The following is a 23,920-nucleotide window of genomic DNA, read 5'->3' on the forward strand; positions in this document are numbered from 1 at the left end:
CACGGGAGAGGGCATGGCGACGATTCTTGTGGTGGACGACGAGCTGGCGATTGCCCAGATGCTGTCCACCCAGCTGCGTCTGGCCGGGCACACGGTGCAGGTCAGCCACGATGCGCGCTCGGCCCAGGCGCAGATCGCCACGCAGATGCCGGATCTGGTCGTGCTGGACTGGATGATGCCGGGTGAATCGGGCCTGGACATGCTGCGCCGCTGGCGCCGCGACGCCGGACAGCCGCGCCTGCGCGAAATGCCGGTGATCCTGCTGACCGCACGCGCCGAAGAATCCGACATCGTCACCGCGCTCGAAGCGGGCGCCGACGATTACCTCACCAAGCCCTTCTCGAGCCGCGAGCTGCAGGCGCGCATCCGCAGCGTGCTGCGCCGCCACCAGCCGCGTGCGCTGGGCGATACGGTGGACGTGGGCGCGCTGTCGCTCGACCCCGAATCGCGCCTGCTGTGGATCGACCCGGCGGGCGAAGCCGTTCCCGGTCTGGACCCTGAGGGGCGCAGCCCCGTGCGCGCCCCGGTGCAGCTGGGCCCGACCGAGTTCAAGCTGCTGCACTTTCTGATGACGCACCCGGACCGCAGCTTCACGCGCGGCCAGCTGCTGGATCACGTCTGGGGTGACGAGGTTTATATCGAAGAGCGCACGGTCGATGTCCACATCAAGCGCCTGCGCGAGGCGCTGGCCGACTGGGCGGTGGCGCGGCTGCGCATCCAGACCGTGCGTGGCGTGGGTTACCGCTTCGCCTGGACGCTGCCCCAGGAGGTCAGCGAGCCGCGCGGCGATCCGGTCCGTCATGACGCCTGAAGCCCTGCTGCTGATCCTGATCGGCGCCGTCGCCGGCTACCTGCTGGCCGCGGCGCGAACCGACAAGCGCTGGCAGCAGCGCACCCGCGAACTGCTGCACTGGCTGCGCGACGGCCAGACCACCGAGCCGCCCGACAACCCCGATCCGCTGACCACGGTGCAGTGGGCGGTGTACAAGGACACGCTCAAGCAGGCGCAGGCCGTGCAGGTGGTGCGCGAGCAGATGGACGGCTTCGTCCAGGCCATGGCCGCGTCGCCGGTGGGTCTGGTGCTGCTGGACGCGCAGCAGACCATCCTGTGGTGCAGCGACATGGCCGGACTGCACCTGGGACTGGGCCCCGAGCGCGACCGCCTGGCCCGCATCACCCATCTGGTCCGCGATCCGGTTTTCGTGCCTTTCGTTCAGCAGCTCGCGGCCAGCACGGCGCTCGCCACGCCCGGCCCGCGCGCCGAGGTGCTGATGGACAGGCCCGATCGCGGCGGACGCATCCTGCTCTTCGGCCAGCGTTTCGCCGTGCCTGAAGCGGCCGGGCAGACGCGCATCCTGCTGGTCAGCCAGGACGTGACCGAGCGCCAGCGCAACGAGCTGCTGCAGAAGGAATTCGTCGCCAACGTCTCGCACGAGGTGCGCACGCCGCTGACCGTGCTGTCGGGCTATCTCGACTGCCTGCCCCAGCTTCAGGGCGACCCGAACGAGTTTGCCAGCGCCCTGCAGGCCATGCGCGACCAGTCGGTGCGCATGCAACGCCTGGTGGGCGATCTGCTGCTGCTGTCGCGTCTGGACGGCGCGCCCCGGCCCATGCCAGGCGGCCTGGTGCCGGTCCAGACCTGGGTGGACGAGGCCTGGGCCACGGCGACCGCGCTGCGCAAACCCGGCCAGACCATGACGCTGGGCTGGCAGTCGCCGCGGCTGGCGCAGCCCGATGTGGCTGTGCTGGGCCACGCCAGCGAGCTGCTCAGCGCGCTGGTCAATGTGCTGAACAACGCGGTGCGCTATAGCGGCCCCGAAGGCCATATCACGCTGTGGGTGGGCTGGCTGGGCGAACGCAGCCCGGCCGGGCCCGCCACCGATCCGCCGCCGCTGCCCGCCTGGCTGGGCCCCAACTGGCGCAGCCTGCAGGCCAGCGAAGGCCTGTGCCTGGCGGTGATCGACAGCGGCCCGGGCATCCCGGCCGACGCCCTGCCTCGCCTGGGCGAGCGCTTCTTCCGCGTGGACAAAGCGCGCAGCAGCGACACCGGCGGCACGGGCCTGGGGCTGTCCATTGTCCGCCAGGTGCTGCAGCGCCACGGCGGCCAGATGCGCGTCTTCAGCGAACTGGGGCAGGGCAGCTGCTTTGTGCTGCTGCTGCCGCCGTTGAGGATGGCGGGGGGGTGATCAACCCTGCGTCGGAGCCAGCATGTTCATGACAAGCCGGATCAGCGTTTCCTTGTGCGCCGGGTCTGATTCTGCGACCAGCAGGGCCAGAGCAGCCAGCCCGATGTCGTTGATGACTGGGGCGCCGTCGTCGTCCAGCAGACGGCCATTGCGGTTCAGGAAATCAACAAACAGAAACGCACCGCTGCGCTTGTTGCCGTCGGCGAAGGGGTGGTTTTTGATCACAAAGTACAGCAGGTGCGCAGCCTTGGATTCAACGCTGGGGTAAGCCGGTTCGCCAAATACGGTCTGGTCCAGGTTGCCCAGCAGGGCGGCTAGGCCATCGCCACGTTCGCGGGCAAACAGCTCGGTGGCTTCGCCTTTCTGCATCAGATCGCGCTTGAGCTCGCCCAGCATCTGGCGCACCTGCTCAAGGCGGGGCAGGTGCCCGCCGCTCTGCTGCAGCGGCTCGGTCAGCAAACCTTCGTCATAACGCTGCAGCAGCAAAAAGGTCTGCGCGTAGCGCGACACAAGGTCCACCAGGCCGCGCCCTGTGTCGGCCAGAAGTTCGGTGGATTGCGCCGCTTTCCGCACCAGAAGCAGCGCGGCTTCCAGCTCGCGGGCGTTGGCTTCAAAACGCTGGCGGTTCAGGGTGTAGCCCTGGGTCAGGTGCTGGCGCAAAACCTGCGTGGCCCATTGGCGAAAGCGCGTGCCCTCGATGGATTTGACGCGGTAGCCCACTGAGATGATGACGTCGAGGCTGTAGTGTTCAACCCGGTACCTTTTGCCGTCGGCAGCAGTGTGTGCAAAATTTGCACACACTGCCTCACGTTCAAGCTCCCCCTCGGCGAACACATTGCGCAGGTGCTTGGTAATGACCGACCGCTCGCGTCCAAAGAGCTGGCTGAGCTGCTCCTGCCGCAGCCAGACGGTTTCCTGGGTCCTGTCCAGCCGGACTTCGACGGTGCCGCTGTCGGACTGATAGATGGTGATGTTGGTCATGGTTTGCCTCGATTCAGGCCAATTTACCAGTTTGCTGGCGGCCTGCCGCAAAGGACACCGCGCTACACTCACAGCCCCCTGATGACTGCGGCCTGGCCGCGACTGCCATGACGTCTGCCCCTGCGCCTTCCAGCCGTGTCGCCATCCTGGCGGACCTGCTGGATTTCGAGCGTGCGCCCGGCGCGCTGGATATCTCGGACGCGGCCTGCCGCTGGCGTCCGGCGCACTGGCTGCTGATCGAGAACGGCCGCATCAGCGCCATCCATCCCGACGGCCCGGACGCGCGACCCGGCCCCGACTGGCACTGCATCGACGCCAGCGGCCAGTGGCTGATGCCGGGCTTTACGGATGCGCATGTGCACAGCGCGCAGATCGAGATCATCGGTGCCTTTGGCGAGCAGCTGCTGCAGTGGCTGGAGCGCTACACCTTTCCCGCCGAGCAGCGCATGGCGCAGGCCGACGACGCGCGCGCCTGTTCGCAGGATTTTGTGGACGGCCTGCTGCGCTGCGGGACGACCAGCGCCATGGTCTTTCCCACCGTCCACGCGACCAGCGTGGATGCGCTGTTCGAGGCGGCCCAGGCGGCGGGCATGCGCCTGATCGCCGGGCGGGTGATGATGGATCGCCACGCGCCCGCCGCCCTGTGCGACAGCGTGGAAAGCGCCGAGCGCGACTGCCGCGCGCTGATCGAGCGCTGGCACGGCCAGGGCCGTCTGGCCTACGCCATCACCCCGCGCTTTGCGCCCACCAGCAGCCCGGCCCAGCTGGCACTGGCGGGGCGTCTGCTGGCCGGGACGCCTGGCCTTTATATGCAGACGCATGTGGCCGAGAACCCGGCGGAGGTCGATTGGGTGCGCCAGCTTTTCCCCGACGCGCGCAGCTATCTGGACGTCTACGAGCGCCACGGCCTGCTGGGCGAGCGCAGCATGATGGCGCATGGCATCTGGCTGGACGACATCGACGTGGCGCTTCTGGCGCAGCGCGGCGCGGCGGTGGCGCACTGTCCGTCGTCCAACCTGTTTCTGGGCAGTGGCCTGTTTGACTGGCCCCGTGCGCGCGACGCCGGGCACGGCCTGTGCCTGGCCAGCGATGTGGGTGCCGGAACGACGCTTTTCATGCCGCAGGTGATGATGGATGCCTGCAAGGTGCAGGCTCTGCGCGGCCAGCGCGTCACCGCCTGGGAGCTGCTGCACGGCGCCACCCTGGGCGCGGCGCAGGCACTGCGGCTGCAGGGCGAAATCGGCCAGCTTGAGCCCGGCTGCGCAGCCGATGTGGTGCTGTGGCACCCCGCGCTGGACGATCTGCAGCGCCGCCGCCAGCGCGTGGCGCGCAGCCTGCACGAGCGCGTGCTGGCCTGGCTGTCGCTGGCGACCCCGCAGCACGTCGCCCAGGTCTGGGTGGCGGGGCAGCGCCGGGTCTGATTCCCGCCCCATTGGTCTGCCCGAAAACGGCCTGTGCGTTTTAGAATCGCGGCCTTTGCGTCTGCTGCTTCGCCATGTTTGAACTGAGCCAGGAATTCCACTTTGATGCGGCCCACACCCTGCACCGCCCGGGCGTGGACCCGCAGGAGATGCACGCCAGCCTGCGCATCCACGGTCACAGCTACACCGCCACCGTGACACTGCGCGGCGAGCGCGACAGCGGCGGCATGCTGCTGGATCTGGGTGTGCTGCGCCGTTGCATCGAGCGCGTACGCGCTCGCCTTGATCATCACCACCTGGACCACGTCGAGGGCTTGGGGCCCGCCACGCTGGAGAACCTGTGCGTCTTCATCCACCAGCACCTGCACCAGGAGTTGCAGGCTGCCGTGGGCGATGCGGGTGCGCAGGCGCTGTGCCGCGTGGCCGTGCGGCGGCCGACCACGGGCGACGCCTGCGTCTACACGCCAGGCTGATCCCCCTGACCGACGAAAAAACCCGCCGGGGCCATCGCAGGATGGCGCCGCAGCGGGTTTTTCATCGGGCAGCCTTCGTGCGAAGGCCTGCCGGGTTACTTCAGGCGCACTTCCTTGTACAGGACATGCTTGCGCGCTTTGGGGTCGAACTTCATGAACTCCAGCTTGCCCGGAGTGGTCTTCTTGTTCTTGTTGGTGGTGTAAAAATGGCCGGTTCCAGCAGTGGATTCCAGCTTGATTTTTTCGCGGGCGCCTTTGGCCATGATGCGACTCCAGAAAAAGGGTTAAGAGCGGCCGCCGCAGCGGCCCGGTTCAGCGGATCGCGCAGGGCTTACAGGGCGCCCTTGGCGCGCAGATCGGCGACGATCTGCTCGATGCCGACCTTGTCGATCAGGCGCAGCGCAGCATTGCTGATGCGCAGACGCACCCAGCGGTTTTCGGTTTCCAGCCAGAACCGGCGGTAGTGCAGGTTGGGCAGGAAGCGACGCTTGGTTTTGTTGTTGGCGTGGGAAACGTTGTTACCAACCATGGGGCCTTTGCCCGTGACTTGACATACGCGAGCCATAGGGCCCTCCAGTGATCAAAGATGCGATGCGAAAAAAGTGCAACGTGCTCCGGGCTGGGTCTGCAAAGGCGATTGGCCCCCGCAGGGCGCAGCATGGCTGCCCGGGAAAACGAGCATTATAGAGCGCAAGTACCGCTTTGCCAAGAACTTCGCCGGGGTTCCCCCTGGCAGGGCTGCGGTGCAGCGGCCAGAAACTATAATCATGCCTTTGAGTTGGGCCTGTTGCGGGCATTCTGTTGCTGCTTGGCAACGCCGCACCAGCCTGTTGCCTGGGTACGCTTCATGCTAGACAAATCGGGTTCGGTCCCACAGCCCCTGCCGGGGGCGGTGGCACAGGTGCTGGCGCAGCTGGACACGGAAATGGCTGCCGTTGATGCTGTCATCGCCCGGCGTCTGCAGTCGGATGTGGTGCTGGTGCAGCAGGTGTCCACCTACATCGTCGGGTCGGGCGGCAAGCGCATGCGTCCGCGCCTGCTGCTGCTCATGGCCATGGCCATGGGCTACAGCCACCCGGACCAGCACGAACTGGCCGCCACGGTCGAGTTCATCCACACCAGCACGCTGCTGCACGACGACGTGGTCGACGAATCGGCCCTGCGCCGCGGCCGCGCCACAGCCAACGCCACTTTTGGCAACGCCGCCAGCGTGCTGGTGGGTGATTTCCTGTACTCGCGCGCTTTCCAGATGATGGTCAGCACGGGGCGGATGCGCGTGCTGGAAATACTGGCCGAAGCGACCAACATCATCGCCGAGGGCGAGGTGCTGCAGCTGATGAACATGCACGACCCGGAGATTTCGGTCGAGCGTTATCTGCAGGTCATCCGCTGCAAGACAGCCAAACTGTTCGAGGCCAGCGCGCGTCTGGGCGCGGTGCTGGCGCTGCATCCGCGCGAGGGCGAACCCGCTGCGCCCTGGCCCGAGGCTCTGGCCGGGCAGAGCGCCGACAGCATCGAGCGCGGCTGCGCCGATTTTGGCGCCAGCCTGGGCACCGCCTTTCAGCTGGTCGATGACATCCTGGATTACGAGGGCGACACCCACACCCTGGGCAAAAACATCGGCGACGACCTGCGCGAAGGCAAGGCCACGCTGCCGCTGCTGGTGGCCATGTCGCGCTGCAGCGACAGCGACCGCGCCTGGCTGCGCCAGTGCATCGAGCACGGCGAGGTCGATCGCCTGCCCGACGTGATCCGCATCGTGCGTGAGACCGGCGCGCTGGACGCCACCCGCGACGTGGCCCGCGCCGAGGTGGACCGTGCCTGCGAGGCGCTGGCGCCGCTGCCCGAAAGCCCGGTCAAGGACACGCTGCTGCACCTGGCGCGAACCAGCCTGGTGCGTCTGTTCTGATCAGGCCGGATCGCTGTCCGGTGCGTCTTTGGGGCTGTGCTCGAGCAGCCCGGCGCGCAGCTCGCCCAGATGCTGGTGCAGGGCCTGTTCGCGCTCCTGCAGCAGCTGCATGAAGGGCTGGCTGCCCGCCTCTTCAAGGCGGCCGATCTGCACCTGATAGCCCATGGGCGCCAGCATGGCGCGCAGCCACTGCTCGCCCAGCTTTTCCAGCGCCAGATCGAAGGCGGCGAATTCGACGCCCGAGCGCAGTCGCTCTTCGAGATCCTTGCGCTGGCGCTCGCCGGCTTCGCTCAGGGCGCTGCCTTCGGTTTCCAGCTTGGTGCGCTCGCCGCGCAGCAGGGTGTTGCCCGACACCTGCATCTGGCGCAGCAGCCAGTCTTCCTCGTTGGATTTGACGCCCTGGAACTCGGCGTGCAGCCCGTCGATCGTCAGCAGCGGGCCGTCAGCGCGCACGCGCAGGCGCTCCAGGTCTATGCCCAGCAGCACCTTGACCTTGCGGCGCAGCACGCCGACGTACTCCAGGTGGTCCTTGCCGGACAGGCTGGAGAGCGTCTTCTCGCGCTCGCCCATGTCCTCGCGCTTGAAATCGGTCAGCGTGCTGTCCACTTCCAGCAGCGTCAGACGCAGCACGCTGCGCACCTGCTGGAACTGCAGCTGCTGGGCCTTCACCCGCTCGACCTCGGCGATCAGGTCGCCGCGCTGGCGCAGCGCCACGTCCAGATCGGCTTTCAGCTCCGCCTCGCGCTGCGCGGCGCGGCTGGATTCGCCCGACACCAGCATTTTGGGCAGCACCAGGCTCAGGATCAGGGCGCCGACAAAGGCGCCAAGGCCGGCCAGCAGCACCGCCATGCCTTGGGTCGTGGCCAGAAAGGCCATCGCCAGAAAGAGCACCACCGTCGCCGCCCCGACCGCAAACAGCACGCGGTAGCCGATGCGCCGCAGCGGCGCCATCAGCTTCGAGGTGAATCCGCCAAACAGGGCCATGGCGCCTGGCCTCAGGCGATGGCCTTGTAACGCACGCGCTTGGGCCGCGCGCCTTCTTCGCCGAGGCGTTTCTTCTTGTCGGCTTCGTACTCCTGGTAGTTGCCGTCAAAAAACACCCAGCGCGATTCGTCTTCGGCGGCCAGGATGTGCGTGCAGATACGGTCCAGGAACCAGCGGTCGTGGCTGATGACCATCGCGCTGCCACCGAACTCCAGCAGCGCTTCTTCCAGCGCGCGCAGGGTTTCGACGTCCAGATCGTTCGAGGGCTCGTCCAGCATCAGCACATTGCCGCCCTGGGCCAGGGTTTTGGCCAGGTGCAGGCGCCCGCGCTCACCGCCCGACAGGGTGCCGACCATTTTCTGCTGGTCGTTGCCCTTGAAGTTGAAGCGGCCGATGTAGGCGCGCGACGGCATGACGAACTTGCCCACGACGATGTTGTCCAGGCCGCCGGAAACGTCTTCCCAGACGGTCTTGTTGGGGTCCAGGCTGGCGCGGCTCTGGTCCACAAAGGCCAGCTGCGCGGTCTTGCCGATGACGACTTCGCCGCTGTCAGGCGTTTCAACGCCCTGGATCATGCGGAACAGCGTCGATTTGCCCGCCCCGTTGGGGCCGATGATGCCGACGATGGCGCCTGGCGGCACCTTGAAGCTGAGGTTGTCGATCAGCACGCGGTCGCCAAAGCTCTTGGTGACGTTTTTGAACTCGATCACCTCGTTGCCCAGGCGCTCGGCGACGGGGATGAAGATTTCGTTGGTCTCGTTGCGCTTCTGGTAATCGGTGTCGGACAGCTCTTCGAAGCGGGCCAGACGCGCCTTGCTCTTGGCCTGGCGGCCCTTGGCGTTGCTGCGCACCCACTTCAGTTCTTCCTTCATGGCCTTGGCGCGGGCGTCTTCGCTCTTCTGTTCGGCCTCCAGGCGCTTCTCTTTCTGGTCCAGCCAGTCGGAGTAATTGCCCTTCCAGGGGATGCCCTGGCCGCGGTCCAGTTCCAGAATCCATTCAGCGGCGTTGTCCAGGAAGTAGCGGTCGTGGGTGATGGCCACCACGGTGCCGGAGAAGCGCTTGAGGAACAGCTCCAGCCACTCGACCGATTCGGCGTCCAGGTGGTTGGTGGGTTCGTCGAGCAGCAGCATGTCAGGGCGCGACAGCAGCAGGCGGCACAGCGCCACGCGGCGCTTCTCACCGCCCGAGAGCACGCCGATTTTGGCCTCCCAGGGGGGCAGGCGCAGCGCGTCGGCGGCCATTTCCAGCTGCAGGTCGGTGTTCTCGCTGCCCGCTGCGGCGATGACGGCTTCCAGCTCGGCCTGCTCGGCGGCCAGGGCGTCAAAGTCGGCGTCGGGTTCAGCGTAGGCGGTATAGACCTCTTCCAGGCGCTTTTTGGCGGCCAGCACGCCGCCGATGCCTTCTTCTACCGCCTGACGCACGGTGTACTCGGGGTCGATCTGGGGCTCCTGGGGCAGGTAGCCGATGTTCAGGCCGGGCATGGGCACGGCTTCGCCTTCGATCTCCTTGTCCAGGCCCGCCATGATTTTCAGCAGCGTCGATTTGCCCGAGCCGTTCAGGCCGAGCACGCCGATCTTGGCGCCAGGGAAGAAGGACAGCGAAACATCTTTCAGGATATGGCGTTTGGGCGGCACGATCTTGCCGACCCGGTTCATGGTGAAAACGTATTGGGCCATGGGGAATTTCTCGGGTAAGGGACGGGGCGCTGCAGCGCCAACCCCGGCATTATCGCCCAAGGCCACTGGCGTGTGACGGGGCGGGCGATGCGCTGGAAAAGCGCGGAATTTCCCCTGTATTCCTGACCTGTTTGGTGCGGGCTGCTGCGCAGAATGGCGGTATAAGCATTCACAATCCGATAAATCACTGTCTCTGCAGAACCTCCTCTGGCCGTCAAAATGCCCGATCCGATCACCCTGATCCAGCTCTGGACCGGACGCCTGCGCCAACGCTGGGCCCGGGCGGAGGGTTCGGTGTCGCCGCTGCTGGATTTCGGTCCTGCGCGCCACGGCATACCGGCCAGCGCGCTGCTGCAGCTGGCCAACATTGACCTGATCGACGGGGTCTGGGCTTTCGACTGTCGCAGCGGTGTGTCGCAGGTTTCGCAGCGCTGGCTGCAGACGCTGGGCTACACGCCCGACGATGTCCAGGGCCAGTCCATTTTCGACTTCTGGGCCGAGCGCATCCATCCGGAAGACCGCCAGCGCATCCTGGCCGGGGAAGAGCGCCAGCGCAGCGGCGAGCTCAGCGAGATGACCAAAACCTACCGCCTGCGCCATCGCGACGGGCGTTACCGCTGGCTGCACAGCCATTCCATCGTGACGCGGCGCGCGCCCGATGGCCGCCCTCTGAACATTCTGGGCAGCGACCGCGACATCACCGGCGAGCGCGAGCGCGAGGAAATGCTCGATTTCCTGCACACGCACGACGAGCTGACCGGGCTGCTCAACCGCCGCCAGTTCCACTCGCGCGCGCACTGGATGATCGACCTGGCGCGGCGCGAGAACAGCGGCTTTGCGCTGGTGCGCATCAATCTGGACCACTTTGGCGAAATCAACACCCTGATTGGTCACGAGGCGGGCGACGCGCTGCTGTGCGACGCCGCGCGCAGCCTGCAGGCGCTGACGGGCGACGGCGACGTGCTGGCGCGCATGGGCAGCGACGAGTTCGCGCTGGTGCTGGGGCCGGGCGAGGGCATACCGCCGCTGGGGCGGCGCCTGGAGGAGCTGCGCGACGCCCTCGATTCCCGCCACAGCGCCCCGGAGGGCGAGGTGCACGTCAGCGCGTCGATCGGTGTGGCGATGTTTCCGCAGGACGGCGCCCACCTGGACGAGCTGCTGCAGCACGCCGAGCTGGCCATGAGCTCCGCCAAACGCGCCGGGGGCCACGCCGTGTGCTGCTACACCAGCGCCATGAACCAGGAGGCCCAGCGCAAGCGCCGCCTGCTGGCCGACCTGACGCAGGCGCTGGCACGCGGCGAGGGCCTGGCGCTGCACTACCAGCCCATCGTCGAGCTGGAGGGCGGCGGCTGCAGCAAGGTCGAGGCCCTGATGCGCTGGACGCACCCGGTGCTGGGCGCGATCAGCCCGGCGGTCTTCATCCCCATGGCCGAAGAGGCCGGACTGATCCACGAGCTGGGTGATTTCGTCATGCGCCAGTCGCAGCGCGACATGGACCTGCTGGAGCAGGAGGGCCTGCCGCCGGTGCAGTTCAGCGTCAACCTTTCGCCGCTGCAGATCATGGCGCGCAACCGCGTCAACTGGGCCGACCAGACGCTGACCGATGGCGTCAGCCGCCACGCAGGGCGGCTGTGCATCGAAGTCACCGAAGGCGTGCTGCTGGCGCGCGGCCGTGCGGTGCTGGACAAGCTCGACGGCCTGCGCCAGCTGGGCATCCAGATCGCGCTGGACGATTTCGGCACGGGCTATTCGTCGCTGTCCTACTTGAACACTTTCCACGTCGATTTCCTGAAAATCGACCGCTCTTTCGTCAGCCGCATCCAGGGCGACAGCCGCAGCCTGGCGCTGTGCGAGGCGATGGTGCTGATGGCGCACAAGATCGGCATCCGCGTCATCGCCGAAGGCATCGAGACGCCGCAGCAGCTGCAGCTGCTGGCCGACATGGGCTGCGATTTCGGCCAGGGCTATCACCTGGGCCGGCCCATGGCGCTGGAGCAGCTGCGCGAGGTGCTGCGCACCACCGGCCGCGCACCGCAGCCTGCGTCTGCGCTGGCCCAGCTGGCTTAAGATCGCGGCTTCCATCAGACGGCAGACCGGGAGCGCACCATGTCTTACATCGACGATTCACTCTCTGCGGGCGAAACCGTGGTGGCCCGCTTCGGCCAGCACTGGCTGACCTGGATGCCGGTGGCGCTGTGCGTGCTGCTGGCGCCGGTCACGCTGGGGCTTTCGCTGATCGTGGCGGGCGTTCTGGCGCTGCGCATCCGCTCGCTGGAGCAGGGTCTGACCACGCGCCGCGTCATCCTCAAGACCGGCTTCATCAGCCGTCACAGCGAGGAAATGCGCCTGGGCTCGGTCGAAACGGTGGAGATCCGCCAGAGCCTGTGGGGCCGGATACTGGGCTACGGCAGCATCGAAATCACCGGGCGCGGGACCAGCGATCTGCTGCTGCGCCGCGTGGCCGACCCCATGGCGGTCAAGCGCGCGATCGAGAGCGCCGCCAACAGCGCCGAAGCCCATACCTGATCAGAAATTCAGCCGCAGGCCCAGATTGAGCTGGGTGCTGTCCTCGGGCCGCAGGCGGTCCATCTGCAGGCGCCGGCGCTGCTGCTGCAGCGTGGGCGTCTGGGCCAGCCAGTCGGCGTGCCGCCGTGTGGCGCTGGGTGCGGGCGCGCCGTCGCCCACGCTGAAGGTGACGTTGGCTCCGGGCAGCGTGCGGGCCGGGTCGGGCGGCTCTTCCAGGATCGACGGGGCCGCGCGCCCGGCCGCCAGGCTGGGCTGCTGCCAGGGCATCAGCGGCGTGGGTGCCCAGCGCGCCGTCAGGTTCTCCGCAGTGGCCTCGGTGGCCTGCGGACCAAACGGCATGGGGGCACCAGGGGCAGGCGTCTGCGGGCTGTGCAGCAGGCCCAGCCGGTCGCCGATCCGGTGGCCCACGTCCTGCGCCCAATGCCAGGCGCGCTGCAACGGCCGGGTGACCAGCGTGGTCAGCGGGCGGGGTTCGGGCGGGGACGCGGGCTCCGGGGCCCTCAGCGGCAGGGCGCTGGAATCCACCATGGGGCTGCAGCCAAATCCCACGGCGCTGGTGCAGCCCGGCGGCAGGGCGCCCGCCGCTGCGGCGGCCGGAGCCAGGATGGCGGGCGCGGCCACCTGGGCAGCGGCAGGCGCGGGCACGCAGACCAGAACAGCGGCCAGCAGGGCGGCCAGCGCGAGCGGGGGCGGCGGTGCAGTGTTCACCGGCGCATTGTCACCCGCTGACCAGATGGTCGTCCAGCACCTCAACCCAGTGTTTGACGGGCCATTGCGTGCCACTTTGAAGATGACTGATGCAGCCAATGTTGGCACTGATCAGCACATGACCGGCGCTGGGCGGCGGGCCGTCGGCGGCCAGGGCGTGCAGATCGCGCAGGCGGGCGTCGCGCAGCTGCTGGCTCAGCTCTGGCTGCAGCACGCTGTACGTGCCCGCCGAGCCGCAGCACAGGTGGCCGCCCAGGTCGTCCTGGCGCACCACAAAGCCCAGTTCGCGCAGCGAGGTCTGGACCGCGCTGGTCACGCCCTGGCCGTGCTGCAGCGTGCAGGGCGCGTGCCAGACCAGCGTGGGGCGGCTGGCCGAATCGCTGTCGCGCAGGCGCAGGGCCAGATCGGGCACCAGGCTGGGCAGCAGCTCGCTGACATCCACCGTCATGGCGCTGATGGCCGCGGCGCGCTTGGCGTAGTAGGGCTCGTCGGCCAGCAGCTCGCCGTACTGCTTGACGGTCAGGCCGCAGCCCGACACGTTCATGACGATGCGCTCGATCTCGCCCGACTGGATGTGCGGCCACCAGGCATCCACGTTCTGGCGCACCTGTTTCAGGCCTTTTTCGCTGTCGCCCAGGTGCAGGCGCACAGCGCCGCAGCAGCCCACGCCGTCGCCAACCAGGCTCTGGATGCCGACGGCATCGAGCACCCGCGCCGTGGCGCTGTTGATGTTGGGGCGCAGGCTGGGCTGGACGCAGCCCAGCAGCAGCAGCACCTTGCGCGCGTGTTCGCGGATGGGCCAGCGGTGCGCCTTGCCCAGCTTTTCCGAGCGCGGCGGCGCCTGGTCGCGCGTGGGAATGTTCTTCTGCAGCGAAGCTGGCATCAGCGGCCGCAGCGTCTGGCCGGCCTTGACGGCGGTGGACAGCAGCGGCGAGCCCAGGCCCTCGCGCAGCATCCAGCGGCGCAGGCGCTCGCCGCGCGGGCGCTCGACGCGCTCGTCGACAATCTCGCGGCCCACGTCCAGGATGCGCACGTAGTTGACGCCCGACGGGCAGGTGGTTTCGCAGTTGCGGCAGGTCAGGCAGCGGTCCAGGTGCTGCTGGGTCTCGCGCGTGGCTTCGGCGCCTTCCAGCACCTGCTTGATCAGGTAGAGGCGGCCGCGCGGGCCGTCCAGCTCGTTGCCCAGGAGCTGGTAGGTCGGGCAGGTGGCGTTGCAAAAGCCGCAGTGCACGCACGAGGAGAGCAGCTGCTGGGCCTTCTGGGCGCGCTCGTCGTCCTGGAGTGCGGGGGACAGGGCGGTGTACATGGTGTGCGTCGGGTCGTGGGCCGTTAATGGGGTGGGGCGTGCGGGCTCAGGAGCCGGGCTCGGAGCGGGACGCGCTCACCAGGCGCCCGTCCAGCGGGCCGTGTCAAAGACATCGTGCGGATCGCAGGCCTGTTTGATGCGGCGGTGGATCGTGGCGACGGCGGGGTCGGTGGCGTCGTGGGCGGGCGTGCTGTCCTGGCTCTGGGTGTGCAGCACCTGGGCGTGGCCGCCGACTGAGCGCAGCACCTCGCGCACGCGGGCGGGCAGCTCGTCGCTGAGCAGCCAGCGCAGCGCGCCCTGCCATTCGATCAGCGTGTTGCCGGGCAGGGGCAGCGCGGGCGTGGTCGAGGGCAGCGACAGCCGCCACAGGCGGTGGTGGCGGCCTTTTTCCAGGCGGTGCACGGCGGCCAGATAGTCCTGCTGCTGCGCGGAGACGGTTTCGTCGGGCGAGGCTTCAGGGCGTGCCGTGCCCTGGTGGATGCGCTTGAGCACCGCCGCGTCAAACTGGCTGACGGCGTGGGCCTGGGCAAAAAAGCCGTCGCGCACGTCGCGCAGGCCCATCCAGAAATCGTGGGCGGTGCCCGGGTCTATGCCCTCGCCGGGGTGACCGAGTTCGAGCAGCTCGCCGCCCAGGTGCTGTACGGCGTGGCGCACGACGGGGCGGGCTCCGGCCAGGCGAATGGCCAGCGTGCCGTCGAACCAGGCCGTGCCGGTGATGGGCCAGGGCTGTCCGGCCCAGCGGTTCATGGCGGCCAGCGCCTGGTCCTGATTGATGTCAAAGCGCAGCGTGGCCGTGGCGGCGGGCAGCGGCATCACCTTGAGCGTGACCTCGCAGATCAGGCCCAGCGCGCCCATGGAGCCGGCCATCAGCCGCGACAGGTCGTACCCCGCGACGTTTTTGATGACGGTGCCGCCGCTGCGCAGCAGCTGGCCGCGGCCGTTGATCCAGGTCATGCCCAGCACGTGGTCGCGCAGCGGGCCGCTGTGCGGGCGGGCCGGACCGCTCCAGCCCATGGCGACGGTGCCGCCGACCGTGTCCAGCCCGGCGGTGGCGGCGTGCCATTCGTGCACGCGCACCGGGCGCGGCGTGCCGTCGTCCAGCTGGCCAGGCTGTGGCGGCAGGGTCAGGGGCCCCAGGCGCGGGGGCTCGAAAGCCAGCGCCTGGCCGTGGCGGGCCAGTTCGGCCTCGACCCAGACCAGCGGCGTGCCCGCCGCGACAGTGACGAAGAGTTCGGAGGGCTGATAGTCGATCAGGCCCAGGGCGGCGGTGGCGTCCAGCACGCGCGCATCCGGCGTTGCGCGGTGCCCGCCCAGCAGGCTGTCTTTGGTGCCCCGGCCGCGCAGGCGCAGGCGGCGCCCTTCGGCGGCGGCCTGGCGGATGGTGCGGGACCAGCCGGTGTAGAGATCGTCCAGCGCCGCCCGGTCAGCGACCAGGCCAGCGTCGCGCAGCAGGGTCATTCAGAACCTCTCCAGTTCGGGGTGGGGCAGCGCGCCACCCGTGACGTGCATGCGGCCGGCTTCGGCGCAGCGGCTCAGCGTGGGCACGGCCTTGCCGGGATTGAGCAGGCCGGGTTCGTCGAAGGCGCGTTTGATGGCGTGCATCTGCGCCAGCGTGTCGGCGTCGAACTGCGCGCACATGGCGCCCAGCTTTTCCAGGCCCACGCCGTGTTCGCCGGTGACGGTGCCGCCCATGGCGACGCTCAGGTGCAGGATCTCGTCGCCGAAGGCCTGCGCGCGCAGCAGCTGGTCGGGGTCGCTGCCATCGAACAGGATCAGCGGGTGCAGGTTGCCGTCGCCCGCGTGGAAGACGTTGCTGCAGCGCAGCTGGTAGCGCTCCTGCATGGCGGCGATGGCTTCCAGCATGTCGGCCAGGCGGTGCCGCGGAATGGTGGAATCCATGCAGATGTAATCGGGGCTGATCCGTCCGCTGGCCGGGAAGGCGTTTTTGCGGCCTTTCCAGAACTGCAGGCGCTGGGCCTCGCTGCTGCTGGCGACGATGCGGTAGGCGCCGTTGTCCTGCAGCACCTGCGTCATGCGCTCGATTTCGTCATCGACCTCGTCGGTGCTGCCATCGCTTTCGCACAGCAGGATGGCGGCGGCGCGGCGGTCGTAACCGACCTGGACAAAATCGTCCACGGCGGCGGTCATGGCCTGATCCATCATTTCCAGCCCGGCCGGGATGATGCCCTGGGCGATGATGGCGGCGACCGCATCGCCTGCCTGGCGCACGGTGTGGAAGCTGGCCAGCAGGCAGCGCGCTTCGGCGGGGCGGGGCAGCAGGCGCACGGTGGCCTCCACGATGACCATCAGCAGGCCTTCGCTGCCCACGATGAGCGGCAGCAGATCAAAGCCCGGCGCGTCCAGCGCCAGCGATCCGAGGGTGATGGGCTCGCCGTCTATGGTGTAGCCGCGCACCTGCATGACGTTGTGCAGCGTCAGGCCGTATTTCAGGCAGTGCACGCCGCCCGCGTTTTCGGCGATGTTGCCGCCGATGGTGCAGGCCAGCTGGCTGCTGGGGTCGGGGGCGTAGAAGAGGCCGTGCGCCGCCGCCGCCTGGCTGATCGAGACATTGCGCACCCCGCACTGCACGGTGGCGGTGCGCGCCTGCGCGTCGATGCCGACAATGCGGCGGAACTTGGCCAGACTCAGCACCACGCCGTTGCCGTGCGGGGTGGCGCCGCCCGAAAGCCCCGTGCCCGCGCCGCGTGCGACCACAGGCACATCCAGCTTCGAGCAGACTTTGAGCACAGCCTGCACCTGAGCCTCGGTTTCGGGCAGGGCAACGGCCAGCGGCGGCTGGCGAAAGAGGGTGAGGCCATCGTTCTCGAAAGCCGTCGTGGCGGTCGTTGACGCCAGCAGCGCATGCGCGGGCAGGACGGCGGCCAGGGCCTTGACGATCTGTTTCTGGCGCTGGGCGCGCTCGTCGCCCGCCAGGACGGCTGCGTCGGCGTGCGGACTGGCGCGGGAGGAATCGGCAGCGGGCAAAGCAGGGGCCGTGGCAGCGGTTTCGGTCATGATGTCGGTTCAGTGGCCTTGTGTCGGACAGCGTGGCGTGCAGGCCATACTGTAACGTCTGCGCAGACTTTCGGCCGCGCCCCTGCGATCGGGGAGGACTCACTTCCGCCAAATGCGGACAACACCCGTAAAATGCGCGGTTTGCGTTGCTTTATATGACCCTGCGGCCTGGACGGCCCTGAAAGGACTCTTCCGTGTTTTTCATCTCTGATGCTTTTGCCCAATCGGCCCCGGCCGCCGCGACGTCGGCCTCTCCCCTTGGCGGGCTGATGCAGATGGCACCGCTGGTGCTGATGTTCATCGTGCTGTACTTCTTCATGATCCGCCCCCAGATGAAGCGCCAGAAAGAGCACAAGGCCATGCTGGCCGCGCTGGCCAAGGGCGACGAGGTCGTCATCTCCGGTGGCATTCTGGGCCGCGTGGCCGAGCTGGGCGAGCAGATCGTGCAGATCGAAGTGGCGTCCGGCACGGTGCTGTCGGTGCAGCGTCCGGCCATCCTGCAGGTGCTGCCCAAAGGCAGCCTGAAAGCCGCCTGAAGCCAGTCCGAACGGCTGCCCCTTGCTGATCCGCCGCCTTGATGGCCGGGCGCTGTCGCTGACACGTCCGGCCTGCGGCATTGTGTTTTGTCTTCGCCGAGCCCGGAAAGGGTCTGCGCCATGAACCGTTATCCCCTGTGGAAATACGCCCTGCTGCTGCTGAGTCTGCTGGTGGGTCTGCTGTACACCTTGCCCAATTTTTACGGCGAAGCGCCTGCGGTGCAGGTTTCGTCGGCCAAATCGGTGGTCAAGGTGGACAACCGCACCCTGCAGAAGGTCGAGGAGACCCTGCGCAGCCAGGGGCTGTCCAGCGATCTTGTCCAGTGGGATGGCAACACCATCCGCGCCCGTTTTGGCAGCACGGATGAGCAGATCAAGGCCAAGGACGCCATCAACAGCGCGCTCAACCCCGACGCGCAGGACCCGTCCTACGTCGTGGCGCTGAACCTGATCTCGCGCACCCCGGCCTGGCTGACGGCGCTGGGCGCCAATCCCATGTTCCTGGGGCTGGACCTGCGCGGCGGCGTGCACTTCCTGATGCAGGTGGACATGGCCACCGTCATCCAGAAAAAGGTCGAAGCCCTGTCGGGCGATGTGCGCAGCACGCTGCGCACGGCCGGCATCACGCCGCAGAACCTGCAAAGCAGCGCCCGCACGCTGACGCTGACCCTGGCCAGCGCCGACGAGGCCGCCCGCGCCCGCGACGCGCTGGGCCGCGAGCTGCCGGACCTGGTCTGGACGCCCGCGCCGGGCAACCCCGTGCAGCTGTCTGGCGCGCTGCGCCCGGCGGTGCTGCAGGCCACGCAGGAAGGCGCGCTCAAGCAGAACATCGCCACGCTGCGCAACCGCGTGAACGAGCTGGGCGTGGCCGAGCCCATCATCCAGCAGCAGGGGCTGGACCGCATCGTCATCCAGCTGCCGGGTGTGCAGGACACGGCCAAGGCCAAGGACATCATCGGGCGCACCGCCACGCTGGAAGTGCGCATGGTGGACGACAGCGCCGCCGCGCAGGCGGCAGCTCAGGGCGGATCCATCCCGCTGGGCATGGAGCGCTACGCCGAGCGCGGCGAGGGCGGCGGCGCGGTGGTGGTCCACCGCCAGGCCATCCTGACGGGCGAAAACCTGAGCGACGCGCAGGCCGGTTTCGATTCGCAGACGCAGGAGCCCGTGGTCAACCTGACGCTGGACAGCCGCGGCACGCGCATTTTCCGCGACGTCACCCGCGACAACGTCGGCAAGCGCATGGCCATCCTGCTCTTTGAAAAGGGCAAGGGCGAGGTCGTGACCGCGCCGGTGATCCGCACCGAAATCCCGGGGGGCCGGGTGCAGATCTCCGGCGCCATGACGGCCATCGAGGCCGCCGACACCGCCCTGCTGCTGCGCGCCGGTTCGCTGGCCGCGCCCATGGACATCATCGAAGAGCGCACCATAGGCCCGAGCCTGGGCGCCGAAAACATCGCCAAGGGCTTCCACAGCGTGGCCTGGGGCTTTGCCGCCATCGCGGTCTTCATGATCGTGTACTACGTGCTGTTTGGCGTGTTCTCGGCGCTGGCGCTGTCCTTCAACCTGCTGCTGCTGGTCGCGCTGCTGTCCATGCTGCAGGCCACGCTGACGCTGCCGGGCATTGCCGCCATCGCGCTGGCGCTGGGCATGGCGATCGACTCCAACGTGCTGATCAACGAGCGCATCCGCGAAGAGCTGCGCGCCGGGCTGCCGCCGCAGAAGGCCATCGCGCTGGGCTACGACCGCGCCTGGGCGACGATTCTGGATTCCAACGTGACCACGCTGGCGGCGGGCGTTGCGCTGCTGGTCTTTGGCACCGGCCCGATCCGCGGCTTTGCCATCGTCCACTGCCTGGGCATCCTGACCTCGATGTTCTCGTCGGTGGTGTTCTCGCGCGCGCTGGTCAACCTGTGGTACGGCGGCAAGAAAAAGCTCAAGACCGTGGCCATTGGCACGGTGTGGCGCCCGGACGGCCCTGTCACCGATCTGGCCGTCGAGGACGCTGAAGGCGATGGGCCCGGCTTTGTCGCCACCCCGGCCCGCCTGGGTAAAACCGCCCCCACGCGCAAGCACTGAAAGCGAGCAGGCACTATGGAACTCTTTCGCATCCGTCGCGACATCCCCTTCATGCGCCATGCCCTGGTGCTGAACGCGGTGTCTTTCATCACTTTCCTGCTGGCGGTGTTTTTCATCGTCACGCGCGGCCTGCATCTGTCGGTGGAGTTCACCGGCGGCACGGTCATCGAGGCCGCCTACACCCAGCCGGCCAACCTGGAGAAAGTCCGCCACGCGGTCGAAAGCCTGCAACTGGGCGAGACGCTGGTGCAGAACTTCGGCACCTCGCGCGACGTCATGATCCGCGTGCCGGTGCGCAAGGACGTGGATTCGGCGGTGGTCGCCGCCCGCGTGTTTGGCACGATCTGCAGCGCCGAGGGCGGCAGCGTCAAGGTGGTGCAGCAGGTCGGCAAATCGGGCGAAGCCGTCACCCGCGAGGCCTGCACGGCCGCGGACGGCAGCGAGCCCATCCGCCTGTCGCGCACCGAATTCATCGGCCCGGCCGTGGGCGCAGAACTGGCCAGCAGCGGCGCGATGGCGCTGGGCTTTGTGGTCGTGCTGATCATGGCCTATCTGGCGCTGCGCTTCGAGTGGAAGTTCGCCGTGGCGGGCATCATCGCCAACCTGCACGACGTGGTCATCATCCTGGGCTTTTTCGCCTTTTTCCAGTGGGAGTTCTCGCTGGCGGTGCTGGCGGCGGTGCTGGCGGTGCTGGGCTATTCGGTGAACGAATCCGTGGTGATTTTTGACCGCGTGCGTGAAATGTTCCGCAAAACGCGCAGCATGGACACGCCCGCCGTCATCAACCACGCCATCACCAGCACGATCAGCCGCACCATCATCACCCACGGCTCGACCCAGATGATGGTGCTGTCCATGCTGTTCTTTGGCGGGCCCACGCTGCACTACTTTGCGCTGGCGCTGACCATCGGCATCTGCTTCGGGATTTACTCCTCGGTGTTCGTGGCAGCATCCATCGCCATGTGGCTGGGCGTGCAGCGTTCTGATCTCGTGAAAACCGGTAACAAAGGCCACGACGACAACGATCCGAACGCTGGGGCGGTGGTGTAAAGTCCGCCGCAGGTTCCGTGCGCCGGCCCCGGGATGAGCCAGCGCCTGCCCCCCTTTGCCGGAGTACCTCTGTGTCCCAGAACAATCTGCCCGACCGCTGCCGCCGTTTTTTTGTCCGTGAGTGGCAGTCCGGCCTGCTGGATTCCATCGTCATCATCCAGAAGGCGGCGCTGACCCTGCTGGACAAGCCCAAGGAGCCCGGGCTGCAGCAGCGTCTGCGCGACGTGATTCACGAGGTTGAACGCCACATTGGCGGCTGGCCCAAGGCCTGCACCGAAGTCATGAGCGCCGTGGCGCAGACACGGCGCAACAGCGGCGAGTTCGACATGGACGCGCTGACCCTGGTCGACAACGACACCATCGAGGGCGAGATTCTGGTCTCGCGCCTGTCCATGGCCATGGTCGAGAAGGCCAACTGGGAAATCAACGATCTGCACATCCGCGTGCGCAGCCTGCTGCCCGGCAACGAGATTCCTGAAGACGATCTGCTGCAGCCGCCCAAACTGGCGGGCCTGCTCTTCAAGGCCTGGCGCAAGGTCGGCCTGTCGATGGAGGCCTGGCGCAGCCTGCAGACGGTGATCCAGACCGAGCTGGCCACTCTGGCCGAAGAGTGCTATCACGAGGCCAATGCCTATCTGGTGGATCTGGGCGTGATGCCCAGCATTGACGTGCGCCAGCTCAACAAACGCCAGCGCAGTTACGCCGCCCAGCACGGCAGCGCCGACGAGTCCAAGGGCGAGGGCGGTCTGTTCAAGCGCTGGGTCAAATCGGGCGAGCAGTCGCAGGCCATGCTGGGCAAGCTCAACAGCCTGCTGGGCAAGCACCTGCCCGGCCTGCTCAGCCGCCAGAACGACACGGGCGAGGTCCGCACGTCCGACCAGCTCAATGTGGCGATGAACGCCGAGCTGCAGCAGCTCAAGCAGCGCTTTGGCGAGCTGGAGGCTTCGGCGCAGCAGGACAGCGGCCAGCTGCTCAAAGACCTGCAGCAGCGCAAGGCCGTGCTGAAGCAAAGCGCCGCCAACGAGGAAGAACGCGCCACCATCGAGATCGTCGCGCTGCTTTTCCAGAGCATCCTCACCGAAGACCGCCTGCCCGCCGCGATGCGCGTGTGGTTCGCCCGCCTGCAGATTCCCGTGCTGCGCCTGGCGGTGACCGAGCCCAAGTTCTTTGCCTCCGGCGAGCACCCGGCGCGTCGCCTGATCGACCGCATGGGCTCGTGCGTGATGGGCTTTGACAGCATCGAGCCGTCCATCCTGCTGGGCAAGGTCGAGGAAGAAATCAAGCGCACCGTCGAGTTCATCGAGGCCTATCCCGATTCCGGTCAGAAGGCGTTCATCACCGCGCTGCACGATTTCGAATCCTTCCTGACGCAGTTCTTCAGCCACGGCGACGAGCGCACGCGCAAGAGCGTGAGCGTGGTTCAGCAGATCGAGCAGCGCGAAACGCTGGCCGTGCAGTTCACCATCGAGCTGCGCAAAATGCTGTCCGACGTGCCCGTGCACGAGGACGTGCGCAACTTCCTGTTCACCGTCTGGGCCGAAGTGCTGGCCAGCAGCACGGTCAAGTACAGCCTGCAGTCGGACGAGGTCAAAAAATACAAGCGCATCGCTTCCGAGCTGATCTGGGCCGCGTCGGCCAAGGTCACGCGCGAGGAACGCGCCCAGCTGATCAAGCGCCTGCCGCTGATTCTCAAGGGCATCAAGGAAGGCATGGCCTCGGTCGGGATGCCCGCGCCCGAGCAGACCGAGTGGCTGCGCCACCTCAACACCACGCTGGCGCAGGCTTTCACGGCCAAGGTCTCCGACATGCCCACCGAGCGCCTGCACGACCTGATGCGCAAGCTGGACGCGCTGGAGCAGGAGCTGCCCGATGTCGAGGATTTCGAGATCGACGACAGTTTCGTTTTCGAACTGTCGGGCGGCGAGCTGGAAAACGTCACCGTGATCAGCCACGGGGGCACCGAGCCGCCGTCAGTGTCTTCGCTGGCCATCGTCAACCGCCTGCAGCTGGGCACCTGGTTTGGTCTGCGCTACGGCGAATCCGAGGACAATGTGCAGCTGAGCTGGCAGGGCATGAACAAGCTGCTGTCGCTGTTCACCACGCTGGACGGCCGCAGCTACCTGATCCAGAAGCAGCGCGCTGCAGGCTACATCGAGGCCGAGCTGCTCGTGCCGCGCCACACCGAAACCATCACCGAAAAAGCCACCCGCCAGGTCCTGGCCAAGCTGGAAGCCGATCCGGAGCGGCTGCACGACTGAGCTTGCAGCGGCGTCAGGGCAGAGCCAGGGCGTCCATGACGGCGCGCTCGATCTGTCTGAGGTCGTCGCTGGACAGCGTTCCGATCCGCCGAATCACCCGCGTGGCCTTGTTCACCGTCGTGATCTGGTCGCAGACAGCCACTGAATCTGGTCCGGCCGACGGCACGGGCACGGCAAATACGGGTGCAGGCAGTTGCGATGAGGACAGCGGTACGACCATCACGGTGCGGCGCACCCGGTTGATGGCATCTCGCGACAGCACCACGGCAGGCCGCTGTTTCATGATTTCGGAGCCGACTTTGTACTCTTCGCCCTTGGGCGGATCAAAGTCGATCACATAAATGTCGCCGCGCCGGGGCGCTGGCACTGCGGCGGGGCTCATGCGATGGGCTCGCCGGCCACTGAATCGACGTCGCCCGATACGGCGCGGATGCTTTCGAATCCGGGAGCGGATTCGACCATCAGCGCCCACTGTTCCAGAAGGCGGTCTTTGTCTTCCTCGACTTTCAGACGCTCCTGAGCGGGGCCTTGCCGGGCGTAGGTCATTTGGCGCGGTCCGTTGCTCAGATAGAAGCGGAAGGCTTCTCGCAGAAGCTCGGAGCGGTTGCGACCTTCTTCAACGCAGGCCTGCTCGATCTGCCGCGCCAGGGTGTCTGGCACCGTGATGGTGTAGCGGTGGGTTTCAAACTGGGCCATGACAACCTCGTCTCATTCATCAAAAGTATGATTTTATGATCATCCCATTGGACCAGGTTGTCAATCCAGATCGCAGGGGATACGCAGACTTCCCTCCCGACTTAAACTGGCAGCGT

Annotated in this window: 22 protein-coding genes; 11 read left to right on the forward strand and 11 right to left on the reverse strand. The window is 67.4% G+C overall.

Annotation, left to right across the window (positions count from 1 at the left end):
* Positions 1-13 precede the first annotated feature (13 nt).
* Complete coding sequence (locus RV045_RS04575) at positions 14-811, forward strand: response regulator (protein ID WP_423234587.1); 798 nt, start codon at positions 14-16, stop codon at positions 809-811.
* Positions 801-2,186, forward strand: a complete 1,386-nt coding sequence (locus tag RV045_RS04580) for an ATP-binding protein (RefSeq protein WP_423234588.1) — start codon at positions 801-803, stop codon at positions 2,184-2,186. Before RV045_RS04575 ends, RV045_RS04580 begins: the two co-directional genes overlap by 11 nt.
* Here RV045_RS04580 and RV045_RS04585 read toward each other — a convergent pair whose 3' ends face one another.
* On the reverse strand, positions 2,187-3,167 hold the full coding sequence (locus RV045_RS04585; RefSeq protein WP_423234589.1) for a virulence RhuM family protein/type II toxin-antitoxin system death-on-curing family toxin: 981 nt from the start codon (positions 3,165-3,167) through the stop codon (positions 2,187-2,189).
* Between the two features lie 107 nt (positions 3,168-3,274).
* Here RV045_RS04585 and guaD point away from each other — a divergent pair, with 107 nt between their 5' ends.
* Together guaD and RV045_RS04595 are read left to right on the forward strand one after the other, a co-directional pair.
* Entirely contained in the window at positions 3,275-4,588 is a 1,314-nt protein-coding gene (gene guaD / locus RV045_RS04590) for a guanine deaminase (protein WP_423234590.1), read from the forward strand.
* Positions 4,589-4,662: 74 nt separating this feature from the next.
* Positions 4,663-5,061 carry a 6-pyruvoyl trahydropterin synthase family protein gene (locus RV045_RS04595; protein ID WP_423234591.1) on the forward strand — a complete coding sequence of 133 codons (399 nt, stop codon included), beginning with the start codon at positions 4,663-4,665 and terminating at the stop codon, positions 5,059-5,061.
* A 95-nt stretch (positions 5,062-5,156) separates the two neighbouring features.
* Here the strand turns inward: RV045_RS04595 and rpmG are convergent, their stop codons facing one another.
* Together rpmG and rpmB are read right to left on the reverse strand one after the other, a co-directional pair.
* Positions 5,157-5,324: a 50S ribosomal protein L33 gene (gene rpmG, locus RV045_RS04600; RefSeq protein ID WP_423234592.1), complete on the reverse strand. Its 168-nt coding sequence runs from the start codon at positions 5,322-5,324 to the stop codon at positions 5,157-5,159.
* A 68-nt stretch (positions 5,325-5,392) separates the two neighbouring features.
* Positions 5,393-5,626, reverse strand: a complete 234-nt coding sequence (rpmB, locus tag RV045_RS04605) for a 50S ribosomal protein L28 (RefSeq protein WP_423234593.1) — start codon at positions 5,624-5,626, stop codon at positions 5,393-5,395.
* A 360-nt stretch (positions 5,627-5,986) separates the two neighbouring features.
* Here rpmB and RV045_RS04610 point away from each other — a divergent pair, with 360 nt between their 5' ends.
* Positions 5,987-6,970, forward strand: coding sequence for a polyprenyl synthetase family protein (locus tag RV045_RS04610; protein ID WP_423234644.1), 984 nt, complete (start codon positions 5,987-5,989; stop codon positions 6,968-6,970).
* On the opposite strand, the gene RV045_RS04615 is transcribed toward RV045_RS04610, so the two are convergent.
* The gene (locus RV045_RS04615; RefSeq protein ID WP_423234594.1) at positions 6,971-7,954 is read right to left on the reverse strand and encodes a hypothetical protein; all 984 of its coding nucleotides are present in this window, start codon (positions 7,952-7,954) and stop codon (positions 6,971-6,973) included.
* Between the two features lie 11 nt (positions 7,955-7,965).
* Positions 7,966-9,630, reverse strand: a complete 1,665-nt coding sequence (gene ettA, locus RV045_RS04620; RefSeq protein ID WP_423234595.1) for an energy-dependent translational throttle protein EttA — start codon at positions 9,628-9,630, stop codon at positions 7,966-7,968.
* A gap of 219 nt (positions 9,631-9,849) precedes the next feature.
* Here ettA and RV045_RS04625 point away from each other — a divergent pair, with 219 nt between their 5' ends.
* A complete protein-coding gene (locus RV045_RS04625; protein ID WP_423234596.1) occupies positions 9,850-11,697 on the forward strand; it encodes a putative bifunctional diguanylate cyclase/phosphodiesterase in 1,848 nt (615 codons plus the stop codon).
* Positions 11,698-11,736: 39 nt separating this feature from the next.
* A complete protein-coding gene (locus RV045_RS04630; RefSeq protein ID WP_423234597.1) occupies positions 11,737-12,156 on the forward strand; it encodes a PH domain-containing protein in 420 nt (139 codons plus the stop codon).
* Here RV045_RS04630 and RV045_RS04635 read toward each other — a convergent pair whose 3' ends face one another.
* From RV045_RS04635 to RV045_RS04650, 4 genes are all read right to left on the reverse strand, one after another.
* The gene (locus RV045_RS04635; RefSeq protein WP_423234598.1) at positions 12,157-12,864 is read right to left on the reverse strand and encodes a hypothetical protein; all 708 of its coding nucleotides are present in this window, start codon (positions 12,862-12,864) and stop codon (positions 12,157-12,159) included.
* A gap of 10 nt (positions 12,865-12,874) precedes the next feature.
* The gene (glcF, locus tag RV045_RS04640; RefSeq protein ID WP_423234599.1) at positions 12,875-14,170 is read right to left on the reverse strand and encodes a glycolate oxidase subunit GlcF; all 1,296 of its coding nucleotides are present in this window, start codon (positions 14,168-14,170) and stop codon (positions 12,875-12,877) included.
* 75 nt (positions 14,171-14,245) lie between these two features.
* Positions 14,246-15,628 carry an FAD-binding protein gene (locus RV045_RS04645; protein ID WP_423234600.1) on the reverse strand — a complete coding sequence of 461 codons (1,383 nt, stop codon included), beginning with the start codon at positions 15,626-15,628 and terminating at the stop codon, positions 14,246-14,248.
* Entirely contained in the window at positions 15,629-17,185 is a 1,557-nt protein-coding gene (locus RV045_RS04650) for an FAD-linked oxidase C-terminal domain-containing protein (RefSeq protein ID WP_423234601.1), read from the reverse strand.
* A gap of 194 nt (positions 17,186-17,379) precedes the next feature.
* Between RV045_RS04650 and yajC the strand changes: the two genes are divergently transcribed.
* The 4 genes from yajC to RV045_RS04670 all read left to right on the forward strand — a co-directional run bounded on the left by yajC (position 17,380) and on the right by RV045_RS04670 (position 23,108).
* Positions 17,380-17,721 carry a preprotein translocase subunit YajC gene (gene yajC, locus RV045_RS04655; RefSeq protein WP_423234602.1) on the forward strand — a complete coding sequence of 114 codons (342 nt, stop codon included), beginning with the start codon at positions 17,380-17,382 and terminating at the stop codon, positions 17,719-17,721.
* Positions 17,722-17,841: 120 nt separating this feature from the next.
* Positions 17,842-19,800: a protein translocase subunit SecD gene (gene secD, locus RV045_RS04660; RefSeq protein ID WP_423234603.1), complete on the forward strand. Its 1,959-nt coding sequence runs from the start codon at positions 17,842-17,844 to the stop codon at positions 19,798-19,800.
* 15 nt (positions 19,801-19,815) lie between these two features.
* Entirely contained in the window at positions 19,816-20,850 is a 1,035-nt protein-coding gene (secF, locus tag RV045_RS04665; protein ID WP_423234604.1) for a protein translocase subunit SecF, read from the forward strand.
* Between the two features lie 71 nt (positions 20,851-20,921).
* Positions 20,922-23,108: a DUF1631 family protein gene (locus RV045_RS04670; protein WP_423234605.1), complete on the forward strand. Its 2,187-nt coding sequence runs from the start codon at positions 20,922-20,924 to the stop codon at positions 23,106-23,108.
* 13 nt (positions 23,109-23,121) lie between these two features.
* Here RV045_RS04670 and RV045_RS04675 read toward each other — a convergent pair whose 3' ends face one another.
* Entirely contained in the window at positions 23,122-23,490 is a 369-nt protein-coding gene (locus RV045_RS04675) for a type II toxin-antitoxin system PemK/MazF family toxin (protein WP_423234606.1), read from the reverse strand.
* Positions 23,487-23,804: a CopG family ribbon-helix-helix protein gene (locus RV045_RS04680; protein WP_423234607.1), complete on the reverse strand. Its 318-nt coding sequence runs from the start codon at positions 23,802-23,804 to the stop codon at positions 23,487-23,489. Before RV045_RS04680 ends, RV045_RS04675 begins: the two co-directional genes overlap by 4 nt.
* Between the last annotated feature and the right edge of the window lie 116 nt (positions 23,805-23,920).

It is taken from the genome of Amphibiibacter pelophylacis, from assembly GCF_037688875.1.
Classification (GTDB): Bacteria; Pseudomonadota; Gammaproteobacteria; order Burkholderiales; family Burkholderiaceae_C; genus Amphibiibacter; species Amphibiibacter pelophylacis.